This window comes from Pseudomonas sp. CAM1A (assembly GCF_047501685.1).
Lineage (GTDB): Bacteria > Pseudomonadota > Gammaproteobacteria > Pseudomonadales > Pseudomonadaceae > Aquipseudomonas.
Genome location: NZ_JBFNXP010000002.1, coordinates 189,560 through 215,095 on the forward strand (window position 1 = coordinate 189,560; position 25,536 = coordinate 215,095).

Consider the following 25,536-nt stretch of genomic DNA (forward strand, 5'->3'; position numbering starts at 1 on the left):
CGCTCCGTCCGAGCATGGGACGGCTTCGTATTCCGGAGCGTTGCACAGCACCGACGAGTGGTAGTCTGCTACCAATCCCCTGCGGAACGACCCTTCGCCATGCCCGATCCGATCTCTCCCCGCCAACGCCGTGCCCTGCACCTGGGCTGGCAGTTCGTGCGCCCCTATCGCCGCCAGGCGCTGCTGGCCTTGCTGGCGCTGGTGGTCACCGCCGCCATCACCCTGTCCATGGGCCAGGGCATCCGCCTGCTGGTCGACCAGGGTTTCATGACCGGTTCGGCGCATCAGCTCAACCAGACCATCGGCCTGTTCCTGCTGTTGGTGGTGGCGCTGGCGGTGGGGACCTTCGCCCGTTTCTACCTGGTGTCGTGGATCGGCGAGCGCTGTGTGGCCGATATCCGCCGGGCGGTGTTCGACCATCTGGTCTGGCTGCATCCGGGGTTCTTCGAGGACAACCGCAGCTCGGAGATCCAGTCGCGGCTGACCGCCGACACCACCTTGCTGCAGTCGGTAATCGGCTCGTCGCTGTCGCTGTTCCTGCGCAATGCGCTGATGGTGGTCGGCGGGGTGATCCTGCTGTTCATCACCAACCCCAAGCTGACCAGCATCGTGGTGCTGGCCCTGCCCCTGGTGCTGGCGCCGATCCTGCTGTTCGGCCGGCGCGTGCGCAGTCTGTCGCGGCAGAGCCAGGATCGGGTGGCTGATGTGGGCAGCTATGTTGCCGAGACCCTAGGCCAGATCAAGACGGTGCAGGCCTACAACCACCAGGCGCGTGACCAGGCACTGTTCGGTGACACCGTGGAGGCCGCGTTCGACGTGGCGCGGCGGCGCATCGCCCAGCGTGCCTGGCTGATTACCCTGGTGATCGTGCTGGTGCTTGGCGCGGTCGGGGTGATGCTCTGGGTCGGCGGCATGGATGTGATCGCCGGGCGCATCTCCGGCGGCGAGCTGGCCGCCTTCGTGTTCTACAGCCTGATCGTCGGCAGCGCCTTCGGCACCCTGAGCGAGGTGATCGGCGAATTGCAACGGGCCGCCGGTGCCGCCGAGCGCATCGCCGAGCTGCTGGCGGCGCAGACGGCGATCCTGGCGCCGTCACAGCCGGCGCGGTTGGCGCACGGGCGCGCCAGTGGCGACATCGAACTGCGCGAGGTGCGCTTCGCCTACCCGTCACGGCCCGCGGTGGCGGTCGTCGACGGCCTCAGCCTGCATATCCGCCCCGGCGAGACCGTGGCGCTGGTTGGGCCGTCGGGAGCCGGCAAGTCGACCCTGTTCGACCTGCTACTGAGGTTCTACGACCCGCAAGGTGGCGCGATTCTGCTCGATGGCCAGCCGATCACCGGGCTGGCGCCTGTCGACCTGCGTCGCCAGTTTGCCCTGGTGGCCCAGCAGCCAGCGCTGTTCCGTGGCACGGTCGAGGCCAACATCCGCTACGGCCGGCCCGACGCCACGCTGGCTGAGGTCGAGGCGGCTGCGCGCGGTGCGCATGCCCATGAATTCATCATCCAGCTGCCTCAGGGCTACCAGACACCCTTGGGCGAGGGTGGCGTGGGCTTGTCCGGGGGCCAGCGCCAGCGCCTGGCGATTGCCCGGGCGCTGCTGGTGGATGCACCGATCCTGCTGCTGGACGAAGCCACCAGCGCGCTGGACGCGCAAAGCGAGTATCTGATTCAGCAGGCATTGCCACAACTGATGGCCGGGCGCACCACACTGGTCATCGCCCACCGCCTGGCGACGGTGCAGCATGCCGACCGTATCGCGGTAATCGACAAAGGCCGACTGGCGGCAGTCGGGACCCATCGACAATTGATCGAGCAAAGCCCACTCTACGCACGCTTGGCAGCACTGCAATTCAACCCGGGCTGAGCGTCTTGTTGTCGCTGTTTTGTAACAAATCTGTAGCAATTGCCTGAGACTATCTAGCTCAACTGTTGCGCAGATGCTCGCCCTGGCCGCCATCGCCCGATGGCGGCTTTGGAGCCAGCAAACGAGGACAAGGATGCCTCTGTCGGCGTGTGCCGTTCCCCTCATCCTTGTTCCGAGATCCGCAATCTTGCGTAAATCCCTCAGAGTGCAAATCCTCTCCCTGCTCGGTGGCAGCCTGGTGGCGATCCTGTTGATCGCCCTGGTGTGCTTCCAGTTCCTGTCCTCCAGCGTGCGCGGCTACGCCGAGCTGGTGGACGGACCGTTGCGAGCCTCGCAGCTGATCGACGAAGCCAACCTGCAGTTCAAGATCCAGGTGCAGGAATGGAAGAACGTACTGCTGCGCGGTCGCCAGCCGGCGGAGCTGGACAAGTACTGGCAGCAGTTCCAGGCGCGCGAGCAGCAGGTGCAGCAATTGCTCGGGCAACTGATCGACAGCAGCGATCCGGCGCTCAAGGCGCGTCTGGAGCAGCTCAAGGCCAGCCACCGCCAGCTGGGGTCGGCCTACGAGCAAGGGCGCCAGGCATTCCTGGCCGCCGGTGGCGATCCGGTGGCCGGCGACCTGGCGGTCAAGGGCGTGGACCGTGCTACCAGCGAGCAGATGAGTGCACTGGTGGAGCAACTGCGCGCCGACGCCCACGGGCGTGCCGACGCCATCAGCGCCAGCGCCGAGCGCACGGTGTGGTTGGGCGTGCTGGTGATGCTGGCCTCGGCTGTGCTGGTCGGGCTGTTCAGCCTGTGGTTGGTCAACCGCAGCCTGGTCGAGCCGATCCGCCAGTTGATCGACTATGTTGCCCAGCTCAGCCAGGGGCGTTTCGCCGCCCGGGTCGACAGCCGTCGCGAGGATGAACTCGGGCGCCTGGCACTGGCGGCCAACACCCTGCGTGATTTTCTTGCCGACACCGTCGGCCGGCTCAAGGACAACGCCGAGGAGCTGGAGAGCGCCAGCGGCCAGCTCAGCCGTATCGCCGGCGACATGGCCCACGGCACCCATGATCAGTTCCAGCGTACCGACCAGGTCGCCACGGCGATGCACGAGATGTCCGCCACTGCCCAGGAAGTGGCTCGCCATGCCGCCGACGCCGCCCGTGCCGCGGACGAGGCCGACCACAGCGCCCAGGCCGGCGAGCAGGTCATGCAGCGGACCATCGACACCATCGCCGTGGTCAACCGCGAGATCGCCGGCACCGCAGCGGTGATCCGCCACCTGGAAAACGACAGCACGCGCATCGGCAAGGTGCTTGAAGTGATTCGCGGCATCGCCGAACAGACCAACCTGCTGGCGCTCAACGCCGCCATCGAAGCCGCCCGTGCCGGCGAGGCCGGGCGTGGCTTCGCGGTGGTAGCCGATGAAGTACGCAGCCTGGCCCAGCGCACCGCGGCATCGATCGCCGAGATCCACCAGATCATCGAGGCGGTGCAGTCGGGCGCGGTGGAGGCGGTCAAGGCCATCGAGAGTGGCCAGCAGCGCAGCGAGGAGGGCGCCGAGCAGGTGCAGCAGGCCGGGCAGATGCTGCAGCGTATCACCACGGCGGTGGAGGCGATTCGCGACATGAACCGGCAGATCGCCACCGCCGCGGAGGAGCAGACCAGCGTCGCCGAGGACATCTCGCGCAACCTGGTCGAGATCACCCGCATCGCCACCGCCAACCAACAGGCGGTGCAGCACACCGAGCAGGCCGGGCAGCGTCTGCACGGACTGTCGGGCCAGTTGGGCGAAGTGACTTCCCGCCTGACCGCTTGAAATACCCATCGCGGGGCAAGCCTGCTTCCACCACGGCGTGGGAGCAGGCTTGCCCCGCGATGCTTTTGAGGGTGGGGAAATCCGCCAGTTTCGCATGCTGTATCAGATGCCTGTGGCGGATTGTCGCCATCCACTTGTTGGCCGGGAGCGCCAGGGGCGGCATCAGCCGTGGCCCAGGCCAACCTGGCACACTCCCTGCTTTACGGCGCCCCGGGCCAAGGCCCGAGGCGATCGTGCCCCGATCCCGCGATTCTCCCTGCCAACCACAACAACCGGGCGTGCACACCGGGGGCAACGACTGCCAGTCCTTCACTTCAATTGGATTGAGCTAATGAAAAAAATCCTGCTGGCGCTCCTGTGCCTGAGCGTCATCGGTTGCTCCAAGCCCGCGGAGCCACAGAAGTCCGTCGATGTCCTGCTGATCGGCGGCGGCATCATGAGCGCAAGCCTGGGGACCTACCTCACCGAACTGGAACCGAACTGGAAAGTCGACGTCTACGAGCGCATGGACCAGGTCGCCGAAGAGAGCTCCAACGCCTGGAACAACGCCGGCACCGGCCACTCTGCATTCTGCGAGCTGAACTACACCAGCGTCGGCAAGGACGGCAGCATCGACATCAGCAAGGCGGTCAACGTCAACGAACAGTTCGAGGTGTCCAAGCAGTTCTGGGCCTACCAGGTCGAGCAGGGCGTGCTGAGCAACCCGCGCTCGTTCATCAACAACGTGGCGCACATGAGCTTCGTCTGGGGTGACGAGAACGTCGCTTTCCTGCACAAGCGCGTCGAGGCCCTGCGCCACAGCTCGCTGTTCCGCGGCATGGAGATCACCGAGGACCACGAGCAGATCCGCCAGTGGGTGCCGCTGGTGATGGAAGGGCGCGACCCCGGGCAGAAGGTGGCCGCGACCCGCATGGCCATCGGTACCGACGTGAACTTCGGTGAGATCACCCGCCAGCTGTTTGCCGCCATGACCCGCAACCCGAACGTGCAACTGCACCTGGGCCATGAAGTGCGCGACATCGTGCGTAACGATGACGGCAGCTGGAACGTGGTGGTGGCCGATCTGGCCAAAGGTGGCAAGGAGTCTGCGGTCAAGGCCAAGTTCGTCTTCATCGGGGCCGGTGGTGGCGCGCTCAAGCTGCTGCAGAAGTCCGGCATTCCGGAGGCCGAGGGCTATGCCGGCTTCCCGGTCGGTGGCCAGTTCCTGATGACCGACAACGCCGACCTGGTCGCCCGCCACAAGGCCAAGCTGTATGGCAAGGCCTCGGTCGGCGCGCCGCCGATGTCGGTGCCGCACCTGGACACCCGGGTGATCGATGGCAAGGAGGTGCTGCTGTTCGGCCCGTTCGCGACCTTCTCCACCAAGTACCTCAAGCACGGCTCGTTGCTGGACATGTTCAGTTCGCTGACCACCCACAACATCAGCCCGATGATGCATGCCGGCATCGACAACATCGACCTGAGCACCTACCTGATGGGCCAGCTGATGCTCAGTTTCGATGATCGCATGGTGGCCCTGCGCGAATACTTCCCCAACGCCAAGAACGAAGACTGGCAGTTGCTCCAGGCCGGCCAGCGCGTGCAGGTGATCAAGCAGGACCCCGTGCACGGCGGCGTGCTGCAGTTCGGCACCGAAGTGGTGGCCGCCGAGGATGGCAGCATCGCCGCGCTGCTGGGTGCCTCGCCCGGTGCCTCGACCGCCGCGCCGATCATGCTCAGCGTGCTGGAGAAGACCTTCAAGGATCGGATCAAGAGCGCCGAGTGGCAGGCCAAGCTCAAGGAAATCGTGCCGACCTACAGCCAGAAGCTGAACAATGACCTTGAATTGACCAACAAGGCCCGCGAGTGGAGCAGTGCGCGCCTGCAACTGCTGCATGTGCCCGTGTTGCCGGAGTAATCGCACAAGCGTGGGAGCGGGCTGGCCTGCTCCCACCGGTGATTGGCTTTTTCGCAGGCAACAAAAAACCCGCGCAAGGCGGGTTTTTTGCAGGATTTGGTCGGAGAGACAGGATTCGAACCTGCGGCCTTCTCGTCCCGAACGAGACGCGCTACCTGGCTGCGCTACACTCCGATGTCCGAAATGCTACTGCATCGATTTTTTCAACGCAACCCCTTGTTGCAAAAAGGAGTTGCGCCAAAAACGCAGGGCTGGATCACAGCTCCTTGACGGTGCGGATCTGGTCTTTGTTGATGCGCGTGCGCTTGCCGTCGAGCTGTTCGAATTCGTAGAAGCCGGAGTCGTCGTCATACGAAGGGGTGTCCACCGCCTGGATCTCGCGGCCGTCGTTCAGGGTGATGACGGTTGGCGAGGCGCAGCCGGCGAGGGCGCCGAGGCCCAGGGCAAGCAGGAAGGCGGGAAGGGTCCGTTGGATCATCGTGTTTCTCCAGTGCGATGGTGCTAGATGTCATTAAGACGCAGGGCGTCCACGCAAGTTCCTTGCACAGTGCAGCATAGCGCCATCGCACCGGCATTGACCAAGAACAACGTCGCGGTCTGGGCGCCGTGGCCTGTGATATAACAGCGCACATTCCCTGTTCCCCTGCGACGGACTCCCATGAAAGCCAAGGCAGATACCCCTTTTGTAGCGCTGAACATCGCCGTGCTGACGGTCAGCGATACCCGTACCTTCGACACCGATACCTCCGGGCAGCTGTTCGTCGATCGCCTAGGCGCCGCCGGCCACCGCCTGGCCGAGCGCGTGCTGCTCAAGGACGACCTGTACAAGATCCGCGCCCAGGTCGCGACCTGGATCGCCGATGACCAGGTGCAGGTGGTGCTGATCACCGGCGGTACCGGCTTTACCGGGCGCGATAGCACCCCGGAGGCCGTGGCGTGCCTGCTGGACAAGCAGGTCGAGGGCTTTGGCGAGCTGTTCCGGCAGATTTCGGTGGCCGATATCGGCACCTCCACCGTGCAGTCCCGCGCCCTGGCAGGCCTTGCCAACGGCACCCTGGTCTGCTGCCTGCCGGGCTCGACCAATGCGGTGCGCACCGGTTGGGACGGCATCCTCGCCGAGCAGCTGGATGCCCGTCACCGGCCGTGCAACTTCGTGCCACACCTGAAGCAGGCAGCGGCCTGTGACAGCCGTGGTTGAGCTGGCCCGGCCGTTGATGCCGGTTGAAGAGGCCCTGGAGCGCCTGCTGGCGCTGGCCGAGAAGGCGCCCATTGCCGAGACCGAACACGTCGCGCTGGCCGAAGCCGAAGGGCGCGTCCTGGCCCATGAGCTGGTGGCTGGCCTCGACCTGCCGCCTTGGCCCAACAGTGCCATGGACGGCTACGCCCTGCGCCTGGCCGACTGGCGGGGCGAGCCGCTGCGGGTAACCCAGCGCATCTTCGCCGGCCACGCGCCACAGCCCCTGGAACCTGGCACCTGCGCACGGATCTTCACCGGCGCGCCGCTGCCCGAAGGCGCCGATTGCGTTGAGATGCAGGAAAACACCGAAGTGCTCGAGGACGGCCGGGTACGGTTCCTCGAGCCCCTGGCACTGTCACAGAACGTTCGCCCCAAAGGCCAGGAAACCCGTGTTGGCGAACAGGTGATGAGCGCTGGCACGCGGCTGGGGCCGATCCAGCTCGGGCTGGCCGCGACCCTGGGTTTTGGCACGCTGCAAGTGCGGCGCCGGCCGCGGGTGGCGGTGCTGTCGACCGGTGACGAACTGGTCGAGCCGGGTTTGCCGCTGGGGCCCGGGCAGATCTACAACAGCAACCGGCGCCTGCTGGTCAGCTGGCTGCAACGCCTGGGCTGCGAGGTGGTGGACGCCGGGATCCTGCCCGACGACCTCGAACGCACCCGCCAGTGCCTGGCCGGGCTGGGCGATGTCGACCTGATCCTGTCCACCGGTGGTGTGTCGGTGGGCGAGGCCGATTTTCTTGGCCTGGCCCTGCGCGAAGCGGGCGAGCTGGCGCTGTGGAAGCTGGCGATCAAGCCGGGCAAGCCGCTGACCTTTGGCCATTACCAAGGTGTGCCGGTGATCGGCCTGCCGGGCAACCCGGCCTCGACGTTGGTCACTTTCGGCCTGCTGGCGCGGCCCTACCTGCTGCGCCGGTTGGGTGTGCACAGTGTTGCGCCGCTGCGTTTCAGCGTACCGGCGGGTTTCGATTGGCCCAAGGCCGGGACGCGGCGCGAATTCCTGCGCGCGCGCATCGAGGATGGCCGGGTGCGCATCTACAAGAACCAGAGCTCCGGTGTGCTGCGCAGCGCGGCCTGGGCCGATGGGGTGGTGGAGGTGCTTGAAGGCAGCACGCCACGGCAGGGCGACCCCGTGGCATTCATCCCGTTCAGCGAGCTACTTGGCTAGCACGCCGCCGCTGGCGCCTGCGCCTGCCGGTGCCAGCTGGGTCAGGCGCATGTGTACGTTCTCGAGTTGCTGGGCGGCAACGCTCCAGTCATGGCGTTGGCGGGCGAATTGGCGCCCGGCCTCGCTGAGCTGGCACATGCGCCACGGCTGGTTGAGCAGTTGCGTGACCAACAGCGCCAGCTGGCCGCTGTCGTCGCTGCCCAGGTAGTGTTCGCCGTTGTTCATGGCCAGGCCCGAGGCGCCCTTGCTGGTGGTGATGACCGGTAGCCCGGCGGCCATGGCCTCGAGGATCTTCACCTTGGAGCCACCGGCATGGCGCAGTGGCGCGAAGAACAGCGCCGAGCGGCGCTGCAGCTCGCGCAGGTCGGGGCGGTAACCTACCCATTCGATGCGTGGGTCGTTCCAGTGCAGCTTCCAGCTGGCCGGCAACGCGTGCCCGGCAATGGCCAGGCGCACCGCCGGGTTGCTCATCCATACCTGCGGCAGGATTTCCTCCAGCGCCCATTCGATGGCCTCCAGGTTGGCGCCGTACTCGAAGTTGCCGACAAAAAGCAGGCGTTGGCTGTGCGGGGTAGGGCGCACGTCCTGGTAGTGGTCGCAGTCCACGCCATTGACCACCACATTCACCGGGCGTCCGCTGATCTGGCCAATCAGCTCGGCATCCTGGGCGCTGACCGCCACCACCTCGGTGGGCTGGCGCAGCACCCGTTGTTCCCAGCGCCGATAGCGCCAGCGATCGAAGGCGTTCAGCGGGCGCAGCCACAAGGGCAGGCGGTCATGGCAGGCGGCGCCCATCACCGATTCCAGGTAATGCTCGCTGAGCATGTAGGGCAGGCCCCGGGCCTGCAGGGCTCTCTCGAACGGCTGGAAGCTGTAGCTGTGCTCGATCTGGATCACATCCCAGGGTTCGTCCAGCAGTTGCTCGAAGCGGTGCCGCAGGCAAGGCGCCAGGCCATTAATGATGGCCCGCATGGGATAGTCGATGATGGGCGAGGCGAGCAGGTTGAGCGGGCTGTTCAGTGCTCGCCTGGGCAGTACGATCAGGCGCTCCACCAGGGGCTCCAGGGCTTCGCGCGCGGTGTCGCTCAAGGGGACCTTCGACTGCACCAGCAAGGTGATCCGGTGGCCATGCTGCGCCAGGGCGCGCAGCAGGTGGTATTGCCGGGTCTTGCTGCCGCTGGTGGTGGGCCAGGGCAGGTAGGGCAGGGTCCAGAGTATGCGCATGAGCCCGAATCCTCGCGGTTGGCCGGGTGTCGGCCCTGGATGGCAAAACGCGCCCTCTGGCAGTCAAGCAGGTGCTGCTGCTGCCGGGGCGCGTCCATAAATATCAGTAAAGCGTACGATGTCGTCTTCGCCCAGGTATTCGCCGCTCTGCACCTCGATCATCACCAAGTCGATGACCCCAGGGTTGGTCAGGCGGTGGCTGCGCCCGGGCTTGATGAAGGTCGACTCGTTGGTGTCGAGCAGGAACTCCTCTTCACCATTGGTCACGCAGGCCATGCCGCTGACCACGATCCAGTGCTCGCTGCGGTGATGGTGCATCTGCAGCGACAGTGATTCGCCGGGGCGGACCATGATGCGCTTGATCTTGAACCGCGGTCCTTCCTCGAGCACGGTGTACAGCCCCCAGGGGCGCGTCACCGTGCGGTGCAGGCGGTAGGCGTCATGGCCCTGGCGCTTGAGTTGCTGGGCAATCACCTTGACCTCCTGGCTGCGCGCCGCATCGGCGATCAGCAGGGCGTCGGGGGTGTCGATGACGATCAGGTTGTCCAGGCCCACCGCGCCGACCAGCCGTCGTGGCGAGTCGATGTAGCAGTTGCTCACGTCGTGCAGCACGGTTTCGCCATTGCAGTGGTTGCCCTGGTTGTCGGTCGGGCGTAGCTCGCGCACCGCCTCCCAACTGCCGATATCACTCCAGCCGATGTCGCAGGGCACCACGGCCACCTGGGTGGATGGCTCCATGAGGGCGTAGTCGATCGAGATGTCGGGGGCCAGCGCGAAGCTGTCGGCATCAAGCTCCACCTGCAGGCCGCCCGTGCCTTCCTTGACCAGGCTCTGCTCCAGGCACTGGGCCACGCAGTGCAGCACCTCGGGAGCATGGACGTGCAGCTCCTGCAGCACGGTGCCTACCCGCAGGCAGAACATGCCGGCGTTCCACAGGTGTCGGCCGCCCTCCAGGTAGGCCTGGGCGGTGTCGGCGTCGGGCTTTTCGACGAAACGGGCAACCCGATAGGCGTCGTCGCCCAGTGCCTCGGCTTGTTCGATATAGCCAAAACCCGTCTCGGCGCGGGTCGGCAGCAGGCCGAAGGTGGCCAGCCAGCCCTGTCCGGCCAGGGTCATGGCGCGCTGGACGGCCGCCTCGAAGGCGCCTTGGTCCTGGACCAGCTGGTCGGCGGGCAGTACCAGCAGCAGACTGTCCTCGCCATGCAGGCGGGCACAGTGCAGCGCTGCGGCGGCAATGGCGGGGGCGGTATTGCGGCCGAAGGGCTCGAGGATGAAGTCAAGGGCAATGCGCTGGGTACCCACCTGACGGTACTCGTCCTGGGTGCGGAACACCACTTCGCGGTTGGTCACCGTGAGCACCCGCTCGACCCCGGGCAGGCTGCTGGCGCGGCTGAAAGTCTTCTGCAGCAGGCTCATGCCATCGGGCAGGCGCATGAAGGGCTTGGGCATGGCCTCGCGCGAGACCGGCCACAATCGGGTGCCGGCGCCGCCAGCGATGATGCAAGGGATCAGAACGCTCATAGTCACAGCCTCGAATCAGGGCGCCGGGGGCAGCGCAATGCAAGGGAAATCACGACCTGTCAGGCGTCTGGCGGCACAAAGTCAATAAAATGACTTTTTGAGTCGGCTTCGTCCGTGATGGCCAAATATTTGTCAGATGATGCACCTGTGGCGTCCGGCTTTCAATGGCATTTATGTGAAACGGCGGTTTTTCGGCGTTGCAGGGAGCAATCTGCTCGCCGCAGTGGTCGAGATTGCGGTAGGGCATTTCTATTCGGGGAGAACGGCATGAGCGAGCGCAAGGCATTGTTGATCCTGCATGGCAAGCAGGCCGGCAACGAAGAGGTGCGAGCCGCGGTGGGCCAGATGCGTGAACGGGGCTGGACCCTGGACGTGCGCCTGACCTGGGAGGGCGGTGATGCCCAGCGCCTGGTCGAGGAGGCACTGGCGGCGGGCTATGCTCACGTGGTGGCCGGCGGCGGTGATGGCACGTTGCGCGACGTGGCCGAGGCCATGGGCCTGGCGGCTACCCCGGCCAGCCTGGCGCTGCTGCCGCTGGGTACGGCCAACGACTTCGCCAAGGCGGCCGGTGTGCCGCTTGAGCCGCAAGCGGCCCTCGACCTGCTGGAGGTACCGGCACGGCCGATCGATCTGGGCCGGGTGGGTGACCAGCTGTTCCTGAACATGGCTACCGGCGGATTCGGCACCCAGGTCACCGCCAACACCTCTGAAGACCTGAAGAAAGTGCTTGGCGCCGCGGCCTACCTGTTCACCGGGCTGTCGCGCTTCAGTGAGCTGCAGGCGGCCTCGGTCGAGCTGCAGGGACCCGGGTTCCAGTGGCAGGGCGAGTTGCTGGCGCTGGGCATCGGCAATGGTCGTCAGGCCGGCGGCGGCCACGTGCTATGCCCCGAGGCGAGCGTGGACGATGGCCTACTGGACGTCGGCATCCTGCCGGCGCCCCAGGAGATGGCCGGAGCCTTGCGCGATCTGTTGGCCGGTGAGGGGCTGTTCGTGCGCGCCCGCTTGCCATGGGTGGAGATCAAGAGCGCCCAGGGGCTGGACATGAATCTCGACGGCGAGCCCCTGCAAGCGGCCAGCCTGCGGTTCGAGGCCGTACCCAAGGCGCTGCGCGTGCACCTACCGGCGGATTCGCCGTTGCTCAGTCGTCCAGGCTGATGATCTTCTCGCGCACGGCGAACAGCACCAGGCCCGCCACATCGTAGATCTGCAGGCGCTTCATGATCTGCGAGCGATGGGTTTCCACGGTCTTGATCGACAGGCCCAGGCCGCCGGCGATCTCCCGGGTGGATTTGCCGCGCACGATCAGGCGCAGGATCTCCAGCTGGCGGGCGGTCAGGTTGTGCTGGCCTTCGTTGTTCGGTTGGCGGCCGCTCTGGGCGCGCAACAACGCCTGGTTGATCACGGTGTGGGCGATGGCCGGGCTGAGGTAGCGTTCCTCGTTGCGCAGGGCGGTCAGTGCCTGCTCCAGTTCGGTGGCCGTGGTGTCCTTGAGTAGGTAGCCATGGGCGCCGCTCTCCAGGGCGCGCATGATCAGCTCCGGGTCGGTGTGCATCGACAGGATCAGCACCTTGCAGGTGCAGCCGTTTGCACGTAGCTGCGTGAGCGCGTCCAGGCCGCTGGTCGTGCGCATGGAAATGTCCAGCAGGACGATGTCCGGCGCCAGGCGCTGGACATGCTCCAGGAGCCGGCCGCCGTCGTCGGCCTCGCCGATCACGGCGTAACCGGGAATGTCCGATACCAGTGCCCTGACGCCTGCGCGGATCAGGGAGTGGTCGTCCACCAGCAGTAGTCTACAGGTCATCGGGAGTAGGGGTCCTGGCGCGTTCTTGGCTGCGCGGCGGCCATGGGAAGAGGGCGTCGATCTGGGTGCCCTGGCCGGGCTGGCTGGTGATGGTCAGGCTCCCTTGCAGGGCGGTCACCCGTTCCTGCATGCCGGCCATGCCGCGCTGGCCGTATTGCGCGGGGGCCTGGGCTGGCACGAAGCCGCCGCCGTCGTCGTGGATCGACAGGGCCAGGCCGGCCGAGGTGCGTTGCAGGCGAACCACCAGGTTGCGCGCGTCGGCGTGGCGCAGCATGTTGGTGACCGCCTCCTGGGTGATGCGGAACGCGGCCATGGCCACCTCTTCGCTGATCCCGCCCAGGCGTTGCTTGCATTCCAGGCTCCAGTGCACCTCGGTGTTTTCCAGGGTGCGCAGCAGATGGGCGCGCAGGCTTGCCTCCAGGCCCAGGCTGGCCAGCTGGCGCGGGTTGAGAATGGTGGAGACGTCGCGCACGTTGCTCAGGGTCAGGTCCAGGGTGCTGCGCAGGGTGGTGCAGTGCTCCTGCAGTTCGGCCGGTACCCGGCGTTGCAGCCAGTCGACCTGAAGCTTGGCGGCGGTCAGCAACTGGCCGATATCGTCGTGCAGCTCACGGCTCAGCCGCTGGCGCTCGCTCTCCTGCACCTTGAGCATGCGCGTGGCCAGTTCCGCCGGGCGCAGGTTGATCGAGCGCGCCCAGTGGCGCAGGTGCCAGCCGACGCCGAGCATCGCCAGCAACTGCAGCAGCAGCAGGCTGGCCGACAATGGCAGGGTGCTCAGGTACACCACCAGGTTCGCCGCCAGCGACGCAATGCACAGCAGCGTGGTCGTCCAGCGCAGCAGGGCAACTCTGGAGCGGCAACGCTGGAGGAACTTCAAGCGTGGGAGCATAGATAGGGAAGCCACTGAGTTATAGCGGTTAGGGGCATTGCACACGTCTGACCAGAGGTTTTACCGTTCCGCCTTCAATCAAGTGCGGGATGCGGATCCAATCGCCCGATAATCTGGGCGCGCATGTTCGAGTGCGCGCATGTTATCACTTTGATTGAATTTGGTCGCGGGGGGATAACTGCTTGAAACCTCGTATTTTCCGGGCTGTGGCGGGCCTGGAGGTCGAAGGGTCGGCTAGCAGAGTGCCATTATTAAATGATGTTTCCACTGCGTCTGAGGCAACTAACAATCTGCCTTCGCGAAAACATTTGGAAAAACTTGTCAAACTTTGCAAGTTTCCCCCTGGGGCGGCTTTAGTTGTGACTCAATTGGCCGGTTTAGTGTTGCTGTTCAGGTGAGTCGATGCCGTTGTCTGCCGTATGGGGGTGGGCGCAGTACACACCCGTGTGCTGGCAGTCCGCGCACAGCTGCGTGGCTGGCTGGCCGAGGGAGGTGGCCAGTTCGCCCAGCAGCAGCCGCTGTTCGTCGGTGTCCATGCCCAGCTCGCCGGTCTGCGGGTCGAGCAGCTCCAGTTGCCAGTCGAGCAGGGTCAGGCAGGCGTCCAGCGCAGGCAGGCTGCTGCCGTGCAGGTGCTGCTGGGCGCAGGTGGGCGCCAGCAGCTTTTGCAAGGCGAACGTATAGTGGGCCACCTCGAGCAGGCCGAGCGCGTCGGCGCGGTGGGCGAGGGTGTCGAGTGCCGTGGTGAGGCTGTGGCAGGCGTCCGGGTCGTTGGCGATCAGCTCCAGGTGCTGTAGGCATTCCTGGGACCTGGCCAGCAGGACTTGCGCGTCCTGCAGAAAGGCCGCCACGGCGGCGTTGTGCAGTGGAGTGCTATCCATCATGGCGCCCCGTCTTCAGGGATTGGCCGTACCAAGATGATCGCTCGCAAAAGCCTGACTCCGTTCATGCAGTGAGAATGGCGTCACATTAATGGCTAATGGATATTGCGAACATCAGGTTGCACCCGATTGCTACTAGGGGTTTCCCTGATGCGGTTTCAGGCGGGTCGTTCGTTGCGAGCGACGGACGTGGTGGGATGTGGCAGCAGTAAAGCATGATGGTAAAGTGATATCAATCACCCCGCATGGCTTTTTCCATCAGGGGTCAAGCTGTGCCCGTGTCCGCCGATACAGGGGGATGCATTCACTTTTTCCCGACTCACGCCTGGGGGCTTCCAATGGCTGGCATTCTCGACACGGTAGACCAACGCACGCAACTGGTGGGTGAGAACCGCCTGGAAATCCTCATGTTCCGGCTGGCCGGCCGGCAGTTGTTCGCCATCAACGTGTTCAAGGTCCAGGAGGTGCTGCAGCTGCCCAAGCTGACCCTCATGCCGCAGCGCCATTCCTTCGTCTGTGGCGTGGTCAACCTGCGCGGCCAGACGCTGCCGGTCATCGACCTGTCCCAGGCGATCGGCATGCGCCCGCTGCAGCCGGGGCCGAACAGCACCATCATCGTCACCGAGTACAACCGCTCGGTGCAGGCGTTCCTGGTGGGTGGCGTGGATCGTATCGTCAACATGAACTGGGAGGCCATCATGCCGCCGCCGGCCAGCGCTGGCCGCCAACACTACCTCACGGCGATCACCAAGGTCGACGAGCAGTTGGTGGAGGTCATCGATGTTGAGAAGGTGCTGGCCGAGATCGTGCCCTACAACGCCAAGGTCTCCCGCGACAAACTCGAAGACCCGGTGCTGGCCCGCGCCCGTGGTCGCGAGGTGCTGCTGGTGGACGACTCCACCGTGGCCCTGGCGCAACTGCGCGATACCCTTTCGCAACTGGGGGTGAAACTGCACGTGGCCAGTGACGGTCTCAAGGCCCTGCGCCTGCTCAAGGGCTGGGCCGATGCCGGGGAGAATGTCTGCGAGAAGTTGCTGATGGTCTTCACCGATGCCGAGATGCCCGAGATGGATGGTTACCGGCTGACCACCGAAATCCGCAACGACCCGCGCCTGCGTAGCCTCTACGTGGTACTGCACACCTCGCTGTCGGGCAGCTTCAACGAATCCATGGTCAAGAAGGTCGGTTGCGACAACTTCCTGTCCAAATTCCAGCCTGACCGCCTGGTCGATGTGGTGCGTCAACGCCTGAGCCTGGACAACGCCACGGTGTAACGGCGGTAGCGGTCCGGTATAAGCTTGGTGTTTCGACTGGCGCAAGGTGGCAGGGATGTTTCTCAGTGCGTTGTATCGGTACCCGGTGAAATCGGCCCAGGCCCAGTGCCTGCAAACGTCGGTGGTCGGCAACCTGGGCCTGGACGGTGACCGGCGCTGGCTGGTGGTGGAGCAGGAGAACGGCCGCTTCCTGACCCAGCGCGCCTGGCCCCGCTTGGGGCAGATTGGCGCCAATTACGGCGAGCAGGGCCAACTGCTGCTCCAGGCGCCGGGGCAGGCACCCTTGGAGGTGCCGGTACCGCTTGCCGACGAGGCCCTGCGCGGCGTCACCATCTGGCGCGACACCTTGCGCGTGCCCGATGCCGGCGATGCCGCCGCAGCCTGGCTCAGCGAGTTGCTGGGCAAGGCGGTAAGGCTGGTGTACTGCCCCGAGCAGCGGGCCCGCTACCTGCCCAGCGGCTACGGCCTCAATAGTGACCGGGCAGCCTTTCCCGATGGTTTTCCACTGCTGTTGATCGGCCAGGCTTCGCTGGATGAGCTGAGCCGTCGGGTGGGGCGCCCCATGGAGATGTTGCGCTTTCGCCCGAACCTGGTGGTCGAGGGGGCCGAGGCCTTTGCCGAAGACCGCTGGAAAAGCATCCGTATTGGCGACATGACTTTCCGCGTGCTCAAGCCGAGCGTGCGCTGCATCCTCACCACCCTCGATCCCGCCACAGGCGAGCGCAGCCCGGACCGTGAGCCGTTGACCACGCTCAAGACGTTCCGCGAGAAGGAAGGCGATGTGCTGTTTGGCCAGAACCTGGCGGTGGACGGCGAGGGGGAGCTTAAGGTGGGGATGGCGGTTGAGGTTATCGAGTAAGGCAAGGTGCTGGGCGATTGTTTTGCACCGCCTATGAGATCGAGCGCCGCCCGCGCGGCGCTCGATCTCATAGGCGGTGCAGCACCTTCGGCGAACGATTACATATCGTCGAAATACCGCTCATGCCAATCCACCAGCGGCTGTGGTGAATTGAGCTTCTGTCCGTAGATGACCGAATATGACAGCACGTTCTGCACATACTGGCGCGTCTCGTCGAACGGAATCGACTCGACCCACACATCGAAGCTCAGGTGCTTGGCGCCCTTGAGCCACTGGCGTACACGCCCGGGGCCGGCGTTGTAGGCGGCCGAGGCCAGCACGCGGTTGCCGTTGAACTGGCTGTGCACCTGGCTCAGGTAGGCGGCGCCGAGCTGGATGTTCTTGTCCGGGTTGAACACCTGGGCCGGCGAAGCCAGCGGGATGCTGAACTTGCGCGCGGTTTCCTTCGCGGTGCCCGGCATCAGCTGCATCAGGCCGCTGGCGCCGACGCTGGAACGGGCGTCTTCCATGAAGGCGCTCTCCTGGCGGGTGATGGCGAACACCCAGCTCGAATGCAGTCCACGAACCTTGGCCTCGCGCACCAGGGTGTCGCGGTGGGCCATCGGGAAGCGGATGTCCAGGTCGTCCCAGTACTGGGCCTGGCTGATGGTGCGGATGGCCGGGAAGTACCAGCGCATGTCGTAGGCCAGGCGGGCCTGGGCGACCATCTCGTCACGGTTGAAGTGGCGGCTGACGTGGTACCACTCGCGGCGCCCTTCGACGATCTGGCCACGGGCGTGGAACTCCAGTGCGCGACGGATGCCGGGGGTGTTGCGGACCTTGTTGGTCACCGCCTGGCTAAGCGCCAGCGGCTTGTTGTTCAGCTGGTAGGGCGTCTGCGCCCGGTCGGCGGCGAGGAAGCCATAGAAATCACGCTCTCGGGCGACGGTCTTGTACAGCAGCGGGACCTGCGGGTTGTTCGGCTGGGCCAGCTCCAGGCTGCGCGCCTGCCAGTACTTCCAGCGGTTGCTGCTGGCCAGGTCCTGGGGCAGGCGCTTGGTCAGTTCGTAGGCTTCTTCCCAGCGGGCCAGGCGCAGCAGCAGGCGCAGGCGCCATTCGCTGACGGTGTTGTCGCGCAGTTCCGGGTCGTAGCGGGTCATCAGGTCGAGGGCGCGCGGGTCGTAGCGGCGGGCCAGGGTCAGGCCGATCTCGCGGGCGATGGCGACCTTCTCGTCACGGGAGAAGTGCATGCGCTGGGCATAATCGTCGAGCAGCGCCATGGCCTGCTCCGGATTTTGCCGGGCCAGGCGGCGAAGACCCAGGCTGACCACGTCGGACATGGCCTCGTTGACCGGTGTGAAGCGCGACGGCTGGTTGAGCAGCTCGGGCTTCTGCGCCACGTCGATCAGCAGCTTGCCCTGGGGGGCGAGGGTGGTGAGGGTTTTCACCAGGTTGTTGGCCAGGCCGTAGTTGCGCGCCTGTGCCGCCAGCTTGGCGCGCTGCCAGCGCTTGGCCTCGGTCAGCTGGCCTTCGGCGGCCCACATGGCGAACAGGGTATCGCAGGCGGTGGGTTGCGATTTGCCGACGTTCCACAATTTTTCGGCGCTGGCGAAGCCTTCGGCGCGCTGGCCGTGGGACAGCTGGTACTGGCCGTTGAGGCAGTCCAGTTCGGTGAAGTTCAGCTTGGGGTCGTAATAGCGGGTGAAGGTGTTCCATTCACCGCGCTCGGCCAGCCAGCGCAACCAGCGCAACTTCATCCAGTTGGCCTGGGGCAGGTCGCCATGGGCCTTGAGGAAACCCTCGATCTCTTCGTTGCTGGCGCTCTTCAGGCGGGCGGTCAGCTCGTCGTAGGTGAGGTAGGGCGTGAGCGGGTAATCGCGCAGCGCCTGCGCGTAGCGCAGGTAGGGGCCCTTGTCGCCCTTGGCCAGGGCGCGCTTGGCCTCGTCGTAGTATTGACGTTGCTGGGTGAGGTCGGCGGCCTGTGCGACGCTCGCGGCGAGCGTGGTCAGCAACAGGCAGGAAGCAATTTGTAACAGGCGGCTGCGCATGATACGTCCGGGCAGTGGAACCATGGAAAGTGACGGCGGAGCCAGCACTGTTGGGTATTACTGCTTAGCTTAGCCGTTTGCCGGTGGCCGGCGAAAGCACTGTGCTTGTATCGAGTTGTTATCCGACGCCCTGTCGTGGCAACGGGCTTTTGATGCCGTGCAAGGGTAAGTCAGGTAGAATGCGCGCCCGGTTTTTGGAGATGATCATGACCCTGCTCAAATTCAGCGATGTGTCCCTCGCGTTCGGCGCCATGCCGCTGTTGGACAAAGTGTCCTGGCAGATCGCCCGTGGCGAGCGGGTGTGCATCATCGGCCGCAACGGCACGGGCAAGTCGAGCATGCTGCGCCTGGTCAAGGGCGAGCAGAAGGGCGATGACGGTGATATCTGGCGCGCCCCGGGCCTGAAGATTGGCGAGCTGCCGCAAGAGCTGCCGGTGGCCGACGAGCGTAGCGTATTCGATGTGGTAGCCGCTGGCCTTGACGGCGTCGGCGAGCTGCTGGCGCAGTTCCATCACCTGAGCCAGAACATCCAAGGCGACGAGGATCTGGAAAAGCTCATGCACGTTCAGCACGAGCTCGAAGCCCGTGACGGCTGGCGCCTGCAGCAGGTGGTCGAAAGCACCCTGAGCCGCCTGCAGTTGCCGGCCGACAAGACCCTGGCCGAACTTTCCGGCGGCTGGCGCCGGCGCGTGCTGCTGGCCCAGGCGCTGGTCTCCGAGCCCGACCTGCTGCTGCTGGACGAGCCGACCAACCACCTGGACATCGGCGCCATCGCCTGGCTGGAAGAGGCGCTCAAAGGCTTCGGCGGCGCGGTGCTGTTCATCACCCACGACCGTTCCTTCCTGCAGAACCTGGCCACGCGGATCCTCGAGCTGGACCGTGGCGGGCTGATCGACTGGAACGGCGACTACGCCAGCTTCCTGGTGCACAAGGAGGCCGAGCTTGCCGCCGAGGCCACTGCCAACGCGCTGTTCGACAAGCGCCTGGCCCAGGAGGAAGTGTGGATCCGCCAGGGCATCAAGGCCCGACGCACCCGCAACGAAGGCCGTGTGCGCGCGCTCAAGGCGCTGCGCGTGGAGCGCGGCGAGCGTCGCGAGCGCCAGGGCAAGGCCAATATCCAGATCGAGGTGGCGGACAAGTCCGGCAAGCAGGTGATGGTGCTGGAGGACGTCAGCTTCGCTCACCAGAACGGGCCGAAGCTGGTCAAGGACTTCTCCATGGTGCTGCAGCGCCAGGACCGGATCGGCCTGCTGGGTGCCAACGGCACCGGCAAGACGACCCTGCTCAAGCTGATGCTGGGCGACCTGGAGCCCACCAGCGGCAAGGTCGAGCGTGGCACCAAGCTCGAGGTGGCCTACTTCGACCAGATGCGCCATCAGCTGGACCTGGAAAAGACCGTCATCGACAACCTGGCCGAAGGCCGCGATTTCATCGAGATCGATGGCCAGAACCGTCATGTGCTCAGCTACCTCGGCGACTTCCTGTTCAGCCCGCAGCGCGCACGCACGCCGGTCAAGGCGCTGTCCGGGGGCGAGCGCGCGCGCCTGCTGCTGGCCAAGCTGTTCAGCAAACCGGCCAACCTGCTGGTGCTGGACGAACCGACCAACGACCTCGACGTCGAGACCCTCGAGCTGCTCGAAGAGGTGCTGTCCAACTACAAGGGCACGGTGCTGATGGTCAGCCACGACCGGGCCTTCCTCGACAACGTGGTGACCAGCACCCTGGTGTTCGAAGGTGAGGGGCGTGTGCGCGAGTACGTCGGTGGCTACGAGGACTGGATCCGTCAGGGCGGCTCACCAAAGCTGCTGGGCGTGACCGAAAGCAAGGGCGGCAAGTCCGAGCTCAACAGCGCCGTGGTGCAAGCGCCGGTGGAGGAGGTGGCGCCGCTTGCCGCCGCTGTGCCTGCCGCCGATGCCAGCAAGAAGAAGCTCAGCTACAAGCTGCAGCGTGAGCTGGAAATGCTGCCGGGGCAGATCGATGCCCTGGAGCAGCGGATGGCCGAGGCTCAGGAAGAGGTGAGTGCGGCGGGCTTCTATCAGCGGCCGATTGCCGAGACTGCGGCGGTGCTGGCCAAGATCGAGAAGCTGCAGGGCGAGTTGGACGTACTGGTGGAGCGCTGGGCCGAGCTGGAAGGCTGAAGCCATCGCGGGACAACTCCGCTCCCACCGGGTCGCTCAGGACCCGTGGGAGCGGGCTTGCCCCGCGATGAATGTATTACTCGGCCTTCTTCTGCAGCCGCACCGCCAGCACATCGCACGGCGCGCCGTGCAGCACGTCGTTGGCGGTGGAGCCCAGCAGCAGTGCCAGGCCGTGGCGGCCATGGCTGCCGACCACGATCAGGTCGCACTTCTGATCCTTGGCCAACTGGTGGATTTCCTGGCGCGGCTGGCCGTAGACCAGGTGCGAGTCGCCGCGATTGATATCCGGGTACTTGTTGTACAGGCGCTCCATGCGTTCCTTGGCCTGGTCGAACTGTTGCTGCTGCAACTGCGACAGGTCCATCGGCACGTCGCCGCCGAAGGCCATGGCCATGGGCTCGACGATATGCACCAGGGAGACCTTGGCGCCGCTGGCCAGGGCGATGGCCTTGGCCCGCTTGATCACCGGGTCGCATTCTTCGGTCAGGTCGACAGCGACCAGAAGATGTTCATAGGACATGTGCAGTACTCCTGACAATCGCGATAGTAGAAGTATGGTCGCTTTCGCGCGGATCTTCCGTGAAAACTGACTAACCCGCTCATTTGCAACGCTTTATAAGGTCTACAGATATGACGGTATGGCTGGTGGTGTCAATCCTTGCGCTGATTCTCAGCCCGTTGGCCTGGTTGCGCCCCTCGCGCAAACAGAGCGAGCAGATGAGCCTGCGCCTGGAGGGGCGCCGCATGGGGCTGGCCATGCAACTGGCGCCGCAACAGTGGCCGCACTGGCTGGTAAACGAGCCGCCCAGCCCCTGCCCGCAATATCACCGGGCACGACGCAAGGGGCGCACGGACAGCTGGTGTTACTGGCAAATTACCCCGGGCGTGTGGTGGAACCAGTGGCGCGAGCCCTGCGAGGATCCGCGCCTGGCAGAGGCGTTCGCCCGCCTGCCGGCAACGGTCTACAAGGTCGAGGCCGACAGTCGCATGATTGCTTTGTATTGGAGCGAGCGGGGCGACAAATCTGTTTTGCAGGATATTGCCCAGGCTCTCGAAACCCTCGCCTGAACCTGGCCAACGCAAAACGGCGCGCCGGAGCAACCATGCTCTTGCGCGCCGTTTTGCGTTCTGCAGTGCAGAAAAAGGCCAGGCAGGCCGGAAACACTTTCATGCAGACGCAGTGTAGCCATCGTTGGCGGATGCGTTTAGAAAAAAGCGCCGTCTGCTGTCGGTGATGGTCTATCGCTGACATGAATGGTTGGCGATCACTGTCATCATGTTTCGTACCCGGCGGGTAGAAGATGACTGGAAAGTCGCGTTTTCACGGCCTTCGCGAGTATTTGACAACGCGGTTCTTTTCGGGGAATGTGTGCACACCCAAGTCAAACGGGCGTATGAATTGAGCGTTTGTATGTCAGACGGCTCTTACAGAATCCCGATTAGCGCGTCGACGGGTGTGCCTGGGGCGAGGGACCGGTAGACCGGCTCTCGTTGCCAGCGATCGACGTGTACTGTTCAGCTTCCATATCGTGGAGATCAGTTGATGATTTACGAAGGTAAAGCCATCACGGTTAAGGCTCTTGAAAGCGGCATCGTCGAACTGAAATTCGACCTCAAGGGTGAGTCCGTCAACAAGTTCAACCGTCTCACTCTGAACGAGCTGCGTCAGGCCGTGGACGTGATCAAGGCCGATGCCTCGGTCAAGGGCGTGATCGTCAGCAGTGGCAAGGACGTGTTCATCGTCGGCGCCGACATCACCGAGTTCGTCGACAACTTCAAGCTGCCCGAGGCCGAACTGGTCGCCGGCAACCTGGAAGCCAACCGCATTTTCAGTGACTTCGAAGACCTGCAGGTGCCGACCGTGGTCGCCATCAACGGCATCGCCCTGGGTGGCGGCCTGGAGATGTGCCTGGCCGCCGACTACCGGGTCATGGCCAGCAGCGCCAAGATCGGCCTGCCGGAAGTCAAGCTGGGCATCTACCCAGGCTTTGGCGGTACCGTGCGCCTGCCGCGCCTGATCGGCTCGGACAACGCCATCGAGTGGATCGCCTCCGGCAAGGAAAACCGTGCCGAGGACGCCCTGAAAGTCGGCGCCGTCGATGCCGTGGTCGCCCCCGAGTTGCTGCAGGCCGGTGCCCTGGACCTGATCAAGCGCGCCATCAGCGGCGAGCTGGACTACAAGGCCAAGCGCCAGCCCAAGCTGGAAAAGCTCAAGCTCAACGCCATCGAGCAGATGATGGCCTTCGAGACCGCCAAGGGCTTCGTTGCCGGCCAGGCCGGCCCGAACTACCCGGCGCCGGTCGAGGCCATCAAGACCATCCAGAAGGCCGCCAACTTCGGCCGTGACAAGGCCCTGGAAGTCGAAGCCGCCGGTTTCGCCAAGCTGGCCAAGACCTCGGTCGCCGAGAGCCTGATCGGCCTGTTCCTGAACGACCAGGAGCTCAAGCGCAAGGCCAAGGCCCACGACGAGATCGCCCATGACGTGAAACAGGCCGCCGTGCTCGGCGCCGGTATCATGGGTGGCGGCATCGCCTACCAGTCGGCCGTCAAGGGCACGCCGATCCTGATGAAGGATATCCGCGAGGAAGCCATCCAGCTGGGCCTGAACGAGGCCTCCAAGCTGCTCGGCAAGCGCGTCGAGAAGGGGCGCCTGACCCCGGCCAAGATGGCCGAGGCCCTCAACGCCATTCGCCCGACCTTGTCCTACGGTGACTTCGGCAACGTCGACATCATCGTCGAGGCGGTGGTCGAGAACCCGAAGGTCAAGCAAGCCGTGCTGGCTGAAGTGGAAGGCCAGGTGAAAGAGGATGCGATCCTCGCCTCCAACACCTCGACCATCTCCATCAACCTGCTGGCCAAGGCCCTCAAGCGTCCGGAAAACTTCGTCGGCATGCACTTCTTCAACCCGGTGCACATGATGCCGCTGGTGGAAGTCATCCGTGGCGAGAAGTCCAGCGACGTAGCCGTGGCCACCACCGTGGCCTACGCCAAGAAGATGGGCAAGAACCCGATCGTGGTCAACGACTGCCCGGGCTTCCTGGTCAACCGCGTGCTGTTCCCGTACTTCGGCGGCTTCGCCAAGCTGGTCAGCGCTGGCGTCGACTTCGTGCGCATCGACAAGGTGATGGAGAAGTTCGGCTGGCCGATGGGCCCGGCCTACCTGATGGACGTGGTCGGCATCGACACCGGCCACCACGGCCGCGACGTGATGGCCGAAGGTTTCCCGGATCGCATGAAGGACGAGCGCCGCTCGGCCGTCGATGCACTTTACGAAGCCAACCGCCTGGGCCAGAAGAACGGCAAGGGCTTCTACGCCTACGAGACCGACAAGCGCGGCAAGCCGAAGAAAGTCGCCGATGCCAGCGTGCTCGACGTGCTCAAGCCGGTCATCTTCGAGCAGCGTGAAGTCACCGACGAAGACATCATCAACTGGATGATGGTGCCGCTGTGCCTGGAGACCGTTCGCTGCCTGGAAGACGGCATCGTCGCGACCGCCGCCGAAGCCGACATGGGCCTGGTCTACGGCATCGGTTTCCCTCCCTTCCGCGGTGGCGCGTTGCGCTACATCGATTCGATCGGGGTCGCCGAGTTCGTTGCACTGGCCGACAAGTATGCCGACCTGGGGCCGCTGTACCACCCCACTGCGAAGCTGCGCGAAATGGCCAAGAACGGCCAGCGCTTCTTCAACTGAGCGCCCACGAGCTAGAGCGAGAATATTGATATGAGCCTGAATCCAAGAGACGTGGTGATTGTCGACTTCGGTCGCACGCCGATGGGCCGTTCCAAGGGTGGCATGCACCGCAACACCCGTGCCGAAGACATGTCCGCGCACCTGATCAGCAAGCTGCTGGAGCGCAACGACAAGGTCGACCCGAAAGAAGTCGAGGACGTGATCTGGGGCTGCGTCAACCAGACCCTGGAGCAGGGCTGGAACATCGCGCGCATGGCGTCGCTGATGACCCAGATCCCGCACACCTCCGCCGCGCAAACCGTCAGCCGCCTGTGCGGCTCGTCCATGAGCGCACTGCACACCGCCGCCCAGGCGATCATGACCGGCAACGGTGATGTGTTTGTCATCGGCGGTGTCGAGCACATGGGCCACGTCAGCATGATGCACGGTGTCGACCCGAACCCGCATATGTCGCTTCATGCGGCAAAAGCCTCGGGCATGATGGGCCTGACTGCCGAGATGCTCGGCAAGATGCACGGGATCACCCGTGAGCAGCAGGATGCCTTCGGCATGCGCTCGCATCAGCTCGCCCACAAGGCGACGCTCGAAGGCAAGTTCAAGGACGAAATCATCCCGATGCAGGGCTATGACGAAAACGGCTTCCTCAAAGTCTTCGACTACGATGAAACCATTCGCCCGGACACTACGCTGGAAAGCCTGGCGGCCCTCAAGCCAGCTTTCAACCCGAAAGGTGGTACGGTAACGGCGGGCACTTCGTCGCAGATCACCGATGGCGCATCGTGCATGATCGTCATGTCCGGGCAGCGTGCCATGGACCTGGGGATCCAGCCATTGGCGGTGATTCGCTCCATGGCGGTTGCTGGCGTAGACCCTGCAATCATGGGCTACGGCCCGGTCCCGTCGACGCAGAAAGCCCTCAAGCGTGCTGGTTTGACCATCGCCGACATCGACTTCTTCGAGCTCAACGAAGCTTTCGCCGCACAGGCCCTGCCGGTGCTGAAAGATCTGAAAGTGCTCGACAAGATGAATGAGAAGGTTAACCTGCACGGCGGCGCCATCGCCCTGGGCCACCCGTTCGGTTGCTCGGGGGCGCGGATTTCCGGCACCCTGCTCAACGTCATGAAGCAAAATGGCGGTACCCTGGGCGTCGCCACCATGTGTGTCGGCCTGGGCCAAGGCATCACCACTGTCTTCGAACGCGTCTGATCGCGTTGCAGGACAGCAGCCGGGGCCATGTGCCCCGGCTTTTGTTTTTTACAGGATTTGTTCAAGAG

General features: G+C 64.8%; 20 protein-coding genes, 1 tRNA gene and 1 pseudogene. 13 read left to right on the plus strand and 9 right to left on the minus strand.

The window, feature by feature from the left end:
• Positions 1-99: 99 nt before the first annotated feature.
• The 4 genes and pseudogenes from ABZO33_RS04490 (at position 100) to mqo (ending at position 5,561) form a co-directional block, all read left to right on the plus strand.
• The gene (locus ABZO33_RS04490; protein WP_414535006.1) at positions 100-1,863 is read left to right on the plus strand and encodes an ABC transporter transmembrane domain-containing protein; all 1,764 of its coding nucleotides are present in this window, start codon (positions 100-102) and stop codon (positions 1,861-1,863) included.
• Between the two features lie 757 nt (positions 1,864-2,620).
• Positions 2,621-2,731: pseudogene (locus ABZO33_RS04495) on the plus strand (hypothetical protein); the annotation flags it as partial.
• A gap of 228 nt (positions 2,732-2,959) precedes the next feature.
• Positions 2,960-3,664 (plus strand): methyl-accepting chemotaxis protein, encoded by a 705-nt coding sequence (locus ABZO33_RS04500; RefSeq protein WP_371918082.1) that lies wholly within the window; start codon positions 2,960-2,962, stop codon positions 3,662-3,664.
• Positions 3,665-3,995: 331 nt separating this feature from the next.
• Positions 3,996-5,561: a malate dehydrogenase (quinone) gene (gene mqo / locus ABZO33_RS04505; protein WP_414535007.1), complete on the plus strand. Its 1,566-nt coding sequence runs from the start codon at positions 3,996-3,998 to the stop codon at positions 5,559-5,561.
• A 97-nt stretch (positions 5,562-5,658) separates the two neighbouring features.
• Here the strand turns inward: mqo and ABZO33_RS04510 are convergent.
• Together ABZO33_RS04510 and ABZO33_RS04515 are read right to left on the minus strand one after the other, a co-directional pair.
• Positions 5,659-5,735 (minus strand) — tRNA-Pro (locus ABZO33_RS04510).
• An 82-nt stretch (positions 5,736-5,817) separates the two neighbouring features.
• Positions 5,818-6,039 (minus strand): YgdI/YgdR family lipoprotein, encoded by a 222-nt coding sequence (locus ABZO33_RS04515; protein WP_023632528.1) that lies wholly within the window; start codon positions 6,037-6,039, stop codon positions 5,818-5,820.
• Between the two features lie 180 nt (positions 6,040-6,219).
• On the opposite strand from ABZO33_RS04515, the gene moaB reads away from it, so the two are divergent.
• A complete protein-coding gene (gene moaB, locus ABZO33_RS04520) occupies positions 6,220-6,759 on the plus strand; it encodes a molybdenum cofactor biosynthesis protein B (protein WP_028692756.1) in 540 nt (179 codons plus the stop codon).
• A gap of 16 nt (positions 6,760-6,775) precedes the next feature.
• Positions 6,776-7,963, plus strand: coding sequence for a gephyrin-like molybdotransferase Glp (gene glp / locus ABZO33_RS04525; RefSeq protein ID WP_414535665.1), 1,188 nt, complete (start codon positions 6,776-6,778; stop codon positions 7,961-7,963).
• Here the strand turns inward: glp and ABZO33_RS04530 are convergent.
• Positions 7,952-9,187 carry a glycosyltransferase family 4 protein gene (locus ABZO33_RS04530; RefSeq protein WP_414535008.1) on the minus strand — a complete coding sequence of 412 codons (1,236 nt, stop codon included), beginning with the start codon at positions 9,185-9,187 and terminating at the stop codon, positions 7,952-7,954. The genes glp and ABZO33_RS04530 overlap by 12 nt on opposite strands.
• A 63-nt stretch (positions 9,188-9,250) precedes the next feature.
• On the minus strand, positions 9,251-10,708 hold the full coding sequence (locus ABZO33_RS04535) for a mannose-1-phosphate guanylyltransferase/mannose-6-phosphate isomerase (protein ID WP_414535009.1): 1,458 nt from the start codon (positions 10,706-10,708) through the stop codon (positions 9,251-9,253).
• 267 nt (positions 10,709-10,975) lie between these two features.
• Between ABZO33_RS04535 and yegS the strand changes: the two genes are divergently transcribed.
• Positions 10,976-11,863 carry a lipid kinase YegS gene (gene yegS, locus ABZO33_RS04540; RefSeq protein ID WP_414535010.1) on the plus strand — a complete coding sequence of 296 codons (888 nt, stop codon included), beginning with the start codon at positions 10,976-10,978 and terminating at the stop codon, positions 11,861-11,863.
• Here yegS and ABZO33_RS04545 read toward each other — a convergent pair.
• The 3 genes from ABZO33_RS04545 to ABZO33_RS04555 form a co-directional block, all read right to left on the minus strand.
• On the minus strand, positions 11,847-12,509 hold the full coding sequence (locus ABZO33_RS04545) for a response regulator (RefSeq protein WP_414535011.1): 663 nt from the start codon (positions 12,507-12,509) through the stop codon (positions 11,847-11,849). The genes yegS and ABZO33_RS04545 overlap by 17 nt on opposite strands.
• Positions 12,499-13,395 (minus strand): sensor histidine kinase, encoded by an 897-nt coding sequence (locus tag ABZO33_RS04550; RefSeq protein ID WP_414535012.1) that lies wholly within the window; start codon positions 13,393-13,395, stop codon positions 12,499-12,501. The genes ABZO33_RS04545 and ABZO33_RS04550 overlap by 11 nt, the downstream gene beginning before the upstream one ends.
• 377 nt (positions 13,396-13,772) lie before the next feature.
• On the minus strand, positions 13,773-14,273 hold the full coding sequence (locus tag ABZO33_RS04555; protein ID WP_414535666.1) for a histidine kinase: 501 nt from the start codon (positions 14,271-14,273) through the stop codon (positions 13,773-13,775).
• A gap of 338 nt (positions 14,274-14,611) precedes the next feature.
• Between ABZO33_RS04555 and ABZO33_RS04560 the strand changes: the two genes are divergently transcribed.
• Both ABZO33_RS04560 and ABZO33_RS04565 read left to right on the plus strand, forming a co-directional pair.
• Positions 14,612-15,547 (plus strand): chemotaxis protein CheV, encoded by a 936-nt coding sequence (locus tag ABZO33_RS04560; RefSeq protein WP_414535013.1) that lies wholly within the window; start codon positions 14,612-14,614, stop codon positions 15,545-15,547.
• Between the two features lie 55 nt (positions 15,548-15,602).
• On the plus strand, positions 15,603-16,406 hold the full coding sequence (locus tag ABZO33_RS04565; protein ID WP_414535014.1) for an MOSC domain-containing protein: 804 nt from the start codon (positions 15,603-15,605) through the stop codon (positions 16,404-16,406).
• A gap of 98 nt (positions 16,407-16,504) precedes the next feature.
• On the opposite strand, the gene ABZO33_RS04570 is transcribed toward ABZO33_RS04565, so the two are convergent.
• A complete protein-coding gene (locus tag ABZO33_RS04570; RefSeq protein ID WP_110698749.1) occupies positions 16,505-18,433 on the minus strand; it encodes a transglycosylase SLT domain-containing protein in 1,929 nt (642 codons plus the stop codon).
• Positions 18,434-18,639: 206 nt separating this feature from the next.
• Between ABZO33_RS04570 and ABZO33_RS04575 the strand changes: the two genes are divergently transcribed.
• A complete protein-coding gene (locus ABZO33_RS04575) occupies positions 18,640-20,571 on the plus strand; it encodes an ATP-binding cassette domain-containing protein (RefSeq protein WP_414535015.1) in 1,932 nt (643 codons plus the stop codon).
• 76 nt (positions 20,572-20,647) lie between these two features.
• Here the strand turns inward: ABZO33_RS04575 and ABZO33_RS04580 are convergent, their stop codons facing one another.
• Positions 20,648-21,091, minus strand: coding sequence for a universal stress protein (locus ABZO33_RS04580; protein ID WP_046856401.1), 444 nt, complete (start codon positions 21,089-21,091; stop codon positions 20,648-20,650).
• Between the two features lie 110 nt (positions 21,092-21,201).
• On the opposite strand from ABZO33_RS04580, the gene ABZO33_RS04585 reads away from it, so the two are divergent.
• The 3 genes from ABZO33_RS04585 (at position 21,202) to fadA (ending at position 25,468) form a co-directional block, all read left to right on the plus strand.
• A complete protein-coding gene (locus tag ABZO33_RS04585) occupies positions 21,202-21,639 on the plus strand; it encodes a hypothetical protein (RefSeq protein ID WP_414535016.1) in 438 nt (145 codons plus the stop codon).
• 475 nt (positions 21,640-22,114) lie between these two features.
• Entirely contained in the window at positions 22,115-24,262 is a 2,148-nt protein-coding gene (gene fadB, locus ABZO33_RS04590) for a fatty acid oxidation complex subunit alpha FadB (RefSeq protein WP_414535017.1), read from the plus strand.
• 30 nt (positions 24,263-24,292) lie between these two features.
• Positions 24,293-25,468 (plus strand): acetyl-CoA C-acyltransferase FadA, encoded by a 1,176-nt coding sequence (fadA, locus tag ABZO33_RS04595; RefSeq protein WP_232856043.1) that lies wholly within the window; start codon positions 24,293-24,295, stop codon positions 25,466-25,468.
• Positions 25,469-25,536: the final 68 nt, after the last annotated feature.